Source organism: Streptomyces sp. 4N124, assembly GCF_052245395.1.
Taxonomy (GTDB): Bacteria; Actinomycetota; Actinomycetes; order Streptomycetales; family Streptomycetaceae; genus Streptomyces.
Window position 1 is genome coordinate 17,781 of sequence record NZ_JBQQBS010000088.1, and the last position, 10,131, is coordinate 27,911.

At 70.0% G+C, this 10,131-nt stretch carries 6 protein-coding genes; 5 read left to right on the top strand and 1 reads right to left on the bottom strand.

Annotation, left to right across the window (positions count from 1 at the left end; all coding sequences use genetic code 11):
- Positions 1 to 453: 453 nt before the first annotated feature.
- The 3 genes from ACTWQO_RS45190 to ACTWQO_RS45200 all read left to right on the top strand — a co-directional run bounded on the left by ACTWQO_RS45190 (position 454) and on the right by ACTWQO_RS45200 (position 4,949).
- Complete coding sequence (locus ACTWQO_RS45190) at positions 454 to 2,505, top strand: M4 family metallopeptidase (RefSeq protein ID WP_443243223.1); 2,052 nt, start codon at positions 454 to 456, stop codon at positions 2,503 to 2,505.
- A 203-nt stretch (positions 2,506 to 2,708) separates the two neighbouring features.
- Positions 2,709 to 4,370 carry a M4 family metallopeptidase gene (locus ACTWQO_RS45195; protein ID WP_443243224.1) on the top strand — a complete coding sequence of 554 codons (1,662 nt, stop codon included), beginning with the start codon at positions 2,709 to 2,711 and terminating at the stop codon, positions 4,368 to 4,370.
- A 69-nt stretch (positions 4,371 to 4,439) separates the two neighbouring features.
- A complete protein-coding gene (locus ACTWQO_RS45200; RefSeq protein ID WP_443243225.1) occupies positions 4,440 to 4,949 on the top strand; it encodes a DUF1990 family protein in 510 nt (169 codons plus the stop codon).
- Positions 4,950 to 4,952: 3 nt separating this feature from the next.
- Here ACTWQO_RS45200 and ACTWQO_RS45205 read toward each other — a convergent pair whose 3' ends face one another.
- Positions 4,953 to 7,571, bottom strand: a complete 2,619-nt coding sequence (locus tag ACTWQO_RS45205; protein WP_443243226.1) for a glycosyltransferase family 1 protein — start codon at positions 7,569 to 7,571, stop codon at positions 4,953 to 4,955.
- A 239-nt stretch (positions 7,572 to 7,810) separates the two neighbouring features.
- Here ACTWQO_RS45205 and ACTWQO_RS45210 point away from each other — a divergent pair, with 239 nt between their 5' ends.
- Positions 7,811 to 9,010, top strand: a complete 1,200-nt coding sequence (locus ACTWQO_RS45210; protein ID WP_443243227.1) for a S8 family peptidase — start codon at positions 7,811 to 7,813, stop codon at positions 9,008 to 9,010.
- 242 nt (positions 9,011 to 9,252) lie between these two features.
- Positions 9,253 to 10,131: maltotransferase domain-containing protein (locus tag ACTWQO_RS45215; protein WP_443243228.1), on the top strand; the 879-nt coding region annotated here is incomplete at its 3' end.

Here is a 10,131-nt window from a genome sequence, read left to right on the forward strand (position 1 = left end):
CCATAGCCAACCCCACAGCCGTACGCCGCGCGTTCATCCGCCTCATCCGAGCCGACCGCCGAGCCTTCGCCGCCGTACTCACCCTGAACTCACTCGCAGCCGCGGCCGGTCTCGCCGGCCCGTGGCTGCTCGGCCGAATCATCGACGAAGTCCAAACCGGCACCGGCGTGTCAACCGTGGACCGACTCGCACTCGCCATCCTCCTCTGCGCCCTGGCCCAACTCGCGCTGGCGCGATACGCCCGGTTCAGGACATACCACTGCGTCCGCATAGCGAACAACCATTCCCGGACAACGGATGGTTTCCAGTCAATCTCTTGACGCGCTCCTGACACGACCTCCGTTCACCTGCCACTCTTCCCACCACCACGTCACAGCAACCTCACAACTGTGGCGACCGGCTCCCGCACGTGGTTCCGCGCACTGCCCCCACCCCTGCCAGAAGGAGTCCGTGTTGAGACGCAATTCCTCAGACAGACGCACCCCCCACAGACCCACTCCCCGCACCGCCGCCGTCGTGTTCGTCGGCGTCGCCGCCCTGATCGCCGCGGCCGTCCAGTCGGGCGCCGCGACCGCCGCCCCGGAGAAGGCACCGTCGGCTGCGGGCAAGGTCATACCGGGCGCCGAGTCCGTCAAGCTCACCCCCGCCCAGCGTGCGCAGTTGATCCGCGAGGCCGATGCCGGCAAGGCGGAGGCCGCCGAGGACCTGGGCCTCGGCGCCAAGGAGAAGCTGGTCGTCCGCGATGTCCTCAAGGACGGCAACGGCACGGTCCACACCCGCTATGAGCGGACGTACGACGGCCTGCCCGTCCTCGGCGGCGACCTCGTCGTCGAGACCGCGAAGTCCGGCGCGACCGAGGCCGTCGTCAAGGCCACCCGCGCCGCCATCAAGCCCGCGACCACGACGGCCGCCGTGCCCGCCACCAAGGCCGAGCAGCAGGCGCTGGCCGCCGCGAAGGCCGAGGACGCCAAGAGCCCCGAGGTCAACCGGGCGCCCCGCAAGGTGATCTGGGCCGCGAACGGCACGCCGACGGTGGCGTACGAGACGGTCGTGGGCGGCTTCCAGCACGACGGCACCCCGCAGGAGCTGCACGTCGTCACGGACGCGCGAACCGGCGAGAAGCTGTACGAGTGGGAGGCGATCGAGACCGGCACCGGCAACACGGTGTACTCCGGCACGGTCGACCTCACCACCACGCAGTCGGGTTCGACGTACAACCTCACCGACAGCGCGCGCGGCAGCCACAAGACGTACAACCTCAACCGCGGCACCTCCGGCACCGGCACCCTCTTCTCCGGCCCCGACGACATCTGGGGCAACGGCACCCCGTCCAACCTGGAGTCCGCGGGCGCCGACGCGCACTACGGTGCCGCGCTGACCTGGGACTACTACAAGAACGTGCACGGGCGTTCCGGTATCCGCGGTGACGGCGTGGGCGCGTACTCCCGCGTCCACTACGGCAACAACTACGTCAACGCCTTCTGGTCGGACAGCTGCTTCTGCATGACGTACGGCGACGGCTCCGGCAACGCCAACCCGCTGACGTCGATCGACGTGGCCGCGCACGAGATGACCCACGGGCTCACCTCCAACACCGCGGGCCTGGTCTACAGCGGTGAGTCCGGCGGTCTGAACGAGGCGACCTCCGACATCTTCGGCTCGACCGTCGAGTTCTACGCCAACAACGCCTCCGACGTCGGTGACTACCTCATCGGCGAGGAGATCAACATCAACGGCGACGGCACGCCGCTGCGGTACATGGACAAGCCCAGCAAGGACGGCGACTCCAAGGACAGCTGGTACTCGGGGATCGGCTCGATCGACGTGCACTACTCGTCGGGTCCCGCGAACCACTTCTTCTACCTGCTGAGCGAGGGCAGCGGCACCAAGACCGTCAACGGTGTCACCTACGACTCGCCCACCGCGGACGGCCTTCCGGTCACCGGCATCGGCCGCGACAAGGCGGAGAAGATCTGGTTCCGGGCGCTGACCACCAAGTTCACGTCCACCACCAACTACTCGGGCGCCCGCACCGGCACCCTCGCCGCGACCGGTGAGCTGTACGGCGCCACGAGCGCCGAGTACAAGGCGGTGCAGGACGCGTGGGCCGGCGTCGCGGTCGGCGCGCGCTCCGACGGTGGTGGCGGGGGCGGCGGTACGTCCTTCGAGAACGCGGCGGACGTAGCGATTCCGGACAACGGGGCCGCGGTGACGTCGTCGATCACCGTGTCCGGGCGGACGGGCAACGCCCCGTCGAACCTCGCGGTCGCGGTGGACATCGTGCACACCTACATCGGTGACCTTCAGGTGCAGTTGGTCGCCCCCGACGGCACGGCGTACACGCTGAAGGCGTACGGCACCGGCGGGAGCGCGGACGACCTCAACACCACGTACACGGTGAACGCCTCCTCCGAAGTCGCCGACGGGACCTGGCAGTTGCGGGTCCAGGACAACGCGGCGATCGACACGGGTTACATCAACAGCTGGCAGCTCACCTTCCCGTAAGGCGCAGGTCCTGCAGTCAGGGTGCCGTCCCGGTGGTTCAACTCCCCGGGGCGGCACCCGCGTTCATCTTCCCGAAACGTTTACCGGACAGTCGGCTTTCGGCCAACATCACTTCAGGGTCCTGACATGTACGCGCCTCTGGTGTCACTCTTCCCCCAACCGCCGCACAACTTCCCAAGCAACCCCCCACATAAGGAGCTTGTGTGCCCCGCCAGACCCCCCACTACGCGCGTCACAGGCGCACCACTCTGGCCATCGCCACCGCGGTCGCGGCCGGAGCCCTCCTCACCACCGGTCTGACCACCGGTGCCTCCGCCGAGCCCGAGTCGTCCGGCACCGACAAGGTCGCCGCCGTCCCGATGGCCCTCACCCCGGCCGCCCGGACCGCCCTGATCAAGCAGGCGGACGCGGCCACGACGGAGACGGCCGACGAGATAGGCCTCGGCGCCAAGGAGAAGCTGGTCGTCCGAGACGTCATCAAGGACGCCGACGGCACCGTCCACACCCGCTACGAGCGCACCTACGCCGGCCTGCCCGTCCTCGGCGGCGACCTCGTCGTCCACGAGACCGCGTCGGGCAGGACCGAGGGCGTCACCAAGGCGACGAAGGCGGCCATCAAGGTCGCCGACCTGTCGCCGGAGGTCACCAGGACGGCCGCCGAGAAGCAGGCCGTGAAGCTCGCCAAGGCCGCGGGCTCCACCAAGTCGGAGGCGAAGAACGCGCCCCGCAAGGTCGTCTGGGCGGCGGACGGCAAGCCGACCCTCGCCTACGAGACGGTCGTCGGCGGCCTCCAGGAGGACGGCACCCCGAACGAGCTGCACGTCATCACCGACGCGGCCACCGGCAAGAAGCTGTACGAGTACCAGGGCATCGAGACCGGCACCGGCAAGAGCGGCTACTCGGGCACGGTCACCCTCGGCACGGCCCTGTCGGGTTCGACGTACCAGCTGAACGACGCCTCGCGCGGCAGCCACAAGACGTACAACCTGGCCCGGCGCACCTCGGGCACCGGCACGCTGTTCACCGACGCCGACGACACCTGGGGCACGGGCACCTTCGGCAGCTCCTCCAGTGACCAGACGGCCGCCGTGGACGCCGCCTACGGCGCGCAGGAGACCTGGGACTTCTACAAGAGCACCTTCGGCCGCAGCGGCATCAAGAACGACGGCAAGGCCGCCTACTCGCGCGTCCACTACGGCAACGCGTACGTCAACGCCTTCTGGGACGACAGCTGCTTCTGCATGACGTACGGCGACGGCGAGGGCAACGTCAAGCCGCTCACCTCGCTGGACGTGGCCGGCCACGAGATGACCCACGGCGTCACCTCCAACACCGCCGGCCTGAACTACAGCGGCGAGTCCGGCGGCCTGAACGAGGCCACGTCCGACATCTTCGGCACGGCGGTGGAGTTCTACGCCGACAACGCCTCCGACGTCGGCGACTACCTCATCGGCGAGAAGATCGACATCAACGGCGACGGCTCCCCGCTGCGCCACATGGACAAGCCGAGCAAGGACGGCAACTCGGCCGACAACTGGTCGTCCTCGCTGGGCGGCCTGGACGTCCACTACTCGTCGGGCCCCGCGAACCACTTCTTCTACCTGCTGAGCGAGGGCAGCGGCGCGAAGACGATCAACGGGGTGAGCTACGACTCCCCGACCTCCAACGGCTCCACGGTCACCGGCATCGGCCGGGACAAGGCCGTCCAGATCTGGTACAAGGCGCTGACCGAGTACATGACCTCGACGACCAAGTACGCGGGCGCCCGCACGGCGACCCTGAGCGCGGCTTCCGACCTGTACGGATCCGACAGCACCGAGCACAAGGCGGTGGCCGCCGCCTGGAGCGCGGTGAATGTCGGCTAGCTGACACGAAGTTGACGGGCGGCACCCGGAACGAAGGCATTCCCGGGTGCCGCCCTACGCTTGTCTCCCATGTCCTTCACGTACGACCACGTCGGCGCGACCCGCGAGCGCGGCTTCTGCCCGCCCGGCTTCCACCCCATGAACGTCCGCACCCGCATCGGCGAGGGCGAGCCGGTCTTCCGCCGGGCGTCCGAAGCGGTCCTGACCTGGGAGATGCACCGCGCGATGGGCGTCGGCATCGACGCGAGCGCGGAGCGCGCGGAACCCGGCGTGGACGTCACCGTCACCCTCGCCGGCCTCATCAAGGCCCCCTGCCGCGTGGTCTGGACGGTGGAGGAACACCGCAGGGCCGGCTGGGCGTACGGCACCCTCACCGGCCACCCCGAGTGCGGCGAGGAGGCCTTCCTCGTCGAACGCACCGGCGACGGCACCGTCTGGCTGACGGTGTCCGCCTTCAGCCGGGGCGCGAAGTGGTACGCACGGGCGGGGGGTCCGGCGACGCGGGGACTGCAGCATGCGTACGCCCGCCGGCTCGGCGCGACCCTGCGCAGACTGTGCGCACCGCACGAGGAGTTCTGAGGGTCACCTCATCAGCACCCCCGCCCCCTCCACGACGTCCTCCGAAGGCACCGCCAGCAGTCCCAGCTCCGCGCTCGACGCCAGCAACCGATGCGCGGGCAGAATCCGCACCGTGTATCCGTACGGCCCGGTCCGGTCGAGGGAGAGCGGACCCTCGTACACCCACCGCCCGTCCAGATCCGGCCCTCCGACCGGCTTCAGCGGCACCGTCGCCGCATCGGTGATCCGGTCCTCGGGGTCGACACGCCCCGACACCGCCTGCACTTCCACGTCGTCGGGCGCGAGATCGCCGAGACCGACCCGGACCCGCAGGATGAGGGTCGTGCCGAGTTCCGCGGTGGCCGAGGCGGCGGACGTCTCCACATGGTCGACGGTCACCGCATGCCAGGCCGACCGCACCCGGCCCTTCCACAGCGCGAGTTCCCGGGCGGAGTCCCGCGTCATCGCGCGGTGCGCGTGCGCGGCCGGGGTGTAGAGCCGCTCGACGTACTCCCGCACCATGCGCCCGGCCAGCACCTTGGGCCCGAGCAGGGTGAGGGTCTGGCGGACCATCTCGATCCAGCGGTCGGGCAGCCCGCCCGGTCCGCGCTCGTAGAAGCGCGGCGTCACCCGCTGTTCCAGCAGGTCGTACAGCGCCGCGGCCTCTATGTCGTCGCGCCGGTCCGGGTCCGTGCCCGTACCGTCCGCCGTCGGGATGGCCCAGCCGAAGTCCGGCTGGAACCATTCGTCCCACCAGCCGTCCAGCACGGACAGGTTGAGGCAGCCGTTGAGCGCCGCCTTCATGCCGCTGGTGCCGCAGGCCTCCAGCGGCCTCAGCGGGTTGTTCAGCCAGATGTCACAGCCGGGGTAGAGCTTCTGCGCCATCGCCATGCCGTAGTCGGGCAGGAAGACGATGCGGTGGCGCACCCGCGGGTCGTCCGCGAACCGGACCAGCTCCTGCACCAGCCGCTTTCCGCCGTCGTCCGCCGGATGCGCCTTTCCGGCGACCACGATCTGGATGGGCCGCTCGGGGTGCAGCAGCAGGTCCATCAGCCGGTCACGGTCGCGCAGCATCAGCGTCAGCCGCTTGTACGACGGGACGCGCCGCGCGAACCCGATCGTCAGCACGTCCGGATCCAGTACGCCGTCGATCCACCCCAGTTCGGCGCTCCCGGCCCCGCGTTGCCGCCAGGAGGCCCGCAGCCGCTGCCGTACCTCCACGACCAGCTGCTCCCGCAGGACCCGCCGCAGCTCGAAGATGTCCTGGTCCGGGATCTCCCCGACCGCGTCCCAGCGGTCCGAACCGCCGACGGTCAGCGCGTCCTCGGTGCGCTGGGCGCCGATCTGCCGGGCGCCCAGCCGAAAGACCTCGGGGGCCACCCAGGTCGGTGCGTGCACGCCGTTCGTCACCGAGGTGATCGGCACCTCGTCGGGGTCGAATCCCGGCCACAGCCCGGAGAACATCTCGCGGCTGACATGACCGTGCAGCAGGGAGACGCCGTTGGCGCGCTGGCCGAGACGCAGGCCCATCACGGCCATGTTGAAGAGGTTCGGTTCGCCGCCCGGGTAGGTCTCCATGCCGAGGTGGAGGATGCGTTCGACGTCGATGCGCGGGAGTTCGGCACCGGGGCCGAAGTGGTTGGCGACCAGTTCGCGGTCGAAGCGGTCGATGCCGGCCGGGACGGGGGTGTGGGTCGTGAAGACGGTGCCCGCGCGGACCGCCTCCAGGGCCGCGTCGAAGTCCAGCCCGTCGTCGACGAGTTCCGCGATGCGCTCCAGGCCGAGGAAGCCCGCGTGACCCTCGTTGGTGTGGAAGACCTCGGGTGCCGGGTGGCCGGTCAGCCGGCAGTACGTGCGTACCGCCCGGACACCTCCTATGCCCAGCAGCATCTCCTGGAGCAGCCGGTGCTCGCTGCCGCCGCCGTAGAGCCGGTCGGTCACACCGCGTTCGCCGTGGTCGTTGTCCTCGACGTCCGAGTCGAGCATCAGCAGGGGGACCCGGCCCACCTGGGCCAGCCAGATGCGGGCGTGCAGCGAGCGGCCGCCGGGCAGGGCGATCGAGAGCTGGGCGGGGGTGCCGTCGGGCTCCTTGAGGAGGGCGACCGGCAGCTCGTTGGGGTCGAGGACGGGGTAGTGCTCCTGCTGCCAGCCGTCCCGGGAGAGGGTCTGGCGGAAGTAGCCGTGGCGGTAGAGGAGGCCCACGCCGATCAGCGGGACGCCCAGGTCGCTGGCCGCCTTGAGATGGTCGCCGGCGAGGATGCCGAGACCGCCGGAGTACTGGGGCAGGGCGGCCGTGATGCCGAACTCCGGGGAGAAGTAGGCGACGGCGGTGGGCAGTTCGGCGGACTGGGTCTGGTACCAGCGGTCGCCGGTCACATAGTCGTTCAGGTCGTCGGCGACCGCGGTGAGGCGGCGCAGAAAGGGGCGGTCCTCGGCGAGTTCGGCGAGCCGCTCGGTCGGCACACTGCCGAGGAGACGTACCGGGTCACCGTCCGAGGCGGCCCAGCGCTCCGGGTCGACGGACTGGAAGAGGTCGCGCGTCTCCGTGTGCCAGGACCAGCGGAGATTCCGCGCGAGATCGCTGAGCGGCTGGAGGGATTCGGGGAGAACGGGTCGGACGGTGAATCGACGGATCGCCTTCACATTCCACCTCAACGCTTCGCTGGATGACGCACGGCGGTGTGCGTCAGCGTCCCCGACGACGGTACCGGTGATGGTGTCGCCCTCGCTGGGGGCAATCGCCGGACGGGCCGGATCATCTCACCCCGAACTTCACAGATACCCCATGACCGATCTGGCCGATTCCGCCCCCGCAGGCCACCTTGTGGTGCTTCACACCGCACGAGAGGCTGCCCAGTGGAGTTGAGGAGGGGGACCCGAACATGACACGGACGCGAACTCGGCGTCTGCGCTGGGTGGGGGGCCTGACCGCGGTGACCTGTGCCGCGGCGATTTCGGCCACGACCCTGCCCGCGCACGCCGCACCAGAGGGGCACATACTCGGCGCCGGTGCACCCGGCTCCGTGGGGGGAAGTTATCTGGTCACGCTCAAGGGGGGAACAACGGCTCCGTCGGCGGCCGGACAGAGCCTCGCCGAAAAATACGGGGCGAAAATAAGCCACACCTACGGCACGGTACTCAACGGCTACGCCGTGCGGGCCGACGAGAGACAGGCGAAGCGGCTCGCGGCGGACTCCCGCGTCGCGTCGGTCGTCCAGGACACCCGGGTGACCCTGGACCACACGCAGAAGAACCCGCCGTCCTGGGGGCTCGACCGCATCGACCAGAAGAACCTGCCGCTGAACAAGTCGTACACCTGGCCGGATTCCGCGGGCAGCGGTGTGACCGTGTACGTCATCGACACCGGCATCCGGATCGGCCACAAGGACTTCGGCGGACGGGCGAGCTACGGCTGGGACTTCGTCGGCAAGGACAAGTCCGCCGGGGACGGCAACGGCCACGGCACGCATGTCGCCGGCATCGCCGCGGGCAAGACCTACGGCGTCGCCAAGAAGGCCAAGGTCGTCGCCGTACGCGTCCTCGACAACGCGGGCGCGGGCACGACGGCCCAGGTCATCGCGGGCATCGACTGGGTGACGAAGCACGCGAGGAAGCCCGCGGTCGCCAACCTCAGCCTGGGCGGCTCCTACAACGCCCAGCTGGACGCGGCCGTACGCAACTCCATCAGGTCCGGCGTGACGTACACCGTCGCGGCCGGCAACGACGGGCTGCCGGCCTCCCTCTACTCCCCCGCGGGTGTACGGGAGGCGATCACGGTCGGCGCGAGCGACAAGAAGGACGCACGGGCGGGCTTCTCGAACTTCGGCTCGGCCCTCGACCTGTTCGCCCCGGGCATGTCGATCACCTCGGCGTCCATTACGAGCAACACCGGCAGGGCCACCTACTCCGGTACGTCGATGGCGTCGCCGCACGCCGCGGGCGTGGCCGCGCTGTATCTCGCGGACCACCGGAAGGCGCCGCCTTCGCAGGTCGCCAAAGCGCTGGTGTCCGGGGCGGTGTCCGGCAAGGTCTCCGGACGGGGCCTCGGTTCGCCGAACAAGCTCCTGCAAGTACCGCGCTGATTGCGACAGATTGCCCAGACCGGCTCCGTTCCTCTCGAACGGGGCCGGACTTGTGTGTAGACATACGCGTGAGTAGTTAACAAAGTGCCGGATTGCCCACCCGAATAGGGTGGGAAGGCTCCTGCGGTACACGTCACAGTCACACCACCGTCACGCCACAGCAGCACCCTGGAAGACGTCCGCAGGACCCACCTCCCCACCCCCATCCGCCCGCACCCTCGTTGACGCGGACAGGAGCGGTCATGCCCGCCACGCACCACTCGTCACCACCCCCGACATCCAGCACCGAACCACCTCCCGTGCGCCCCGACGGCGCCGCCGCACCGGCCCCGGAGCCACCCTCCGCGGGCGGCACGGCCGGCGTCGGGCGCATACCCGTCCTCGACGTCCGCCCGATCGTCCAGCTCGGGCGCCGGCCCGCGAAGGCCGTCACCGGTGAGCCGTTCGAGGTCTCGGCCACCGTGTTCCGTGAGGGACATGACGCGGTCGCCGCCAATGTCGTACTGAAGGATCCGGACGGCCGGCCCGGACCGTGGACCCCGATGCGGGAGCTCGCGCCTGGCACCGACCGCTGGGGAGCCGAGGTCGTCGCCGACCGGACCGGCCTGTGGTCGTTCACCGTGGAGGCCTGGGGTGATCCCGTCACCACCTGGCGGCACCACGCCCACATCAAGATCCCGGCCGGGATCGACACCGACCTGGTCCTGGAGGAGGGGGCCCGGCTGTACGAACGTGCGGCCGCCGGTGTGCCCAGGAATGGCGGCCAGCGGGACGTCCTCCTCGCCGCCGTCGACGCCCTCAGGGACGAGACCCGTCCGGCCTCCTCCCGGCTGGCGGCGGCCCTGACACCCGAGGTGGATGCGGTGCTGTCGCGGTATCCGCTGCGGGAGTTGGTGACGGCGTCGGAGGCGTTGCCGTTGCTGGTGGAGCGGGAGCGGGCGCTGTTCGGGTCGTGGTACGAGTTCTTCCCACGCTCGGAGGGCACGGCGGAGCGGCCGCACGGGACGTTCCGGACGGCCGCGCGCCGCCTGCCGGTGATCGCGTCGATGGGTTTCGACGTGGTGTATCTGCCGCCGGTCCATCCGATCGGCGCCACGTTCCGCAAGGGCCGCAACAACACG

Coding starts and splice junctions, on each gene's coding strand:
- ACTWQO_RS45200 (WP_443243225.1), top strand. CDS start 4,440: ATGTCCTTCACGTACGACCACGTCGGCGCGACCCGCGAGCGCGGCTTC.
- ACTWQO_RS45210 (WP_443243227.1), top strand. CDS start 7,811: ATGACACGGACGCGAACTCGGCGTCTGCGCTGGGTGGGGGGCCTGACC.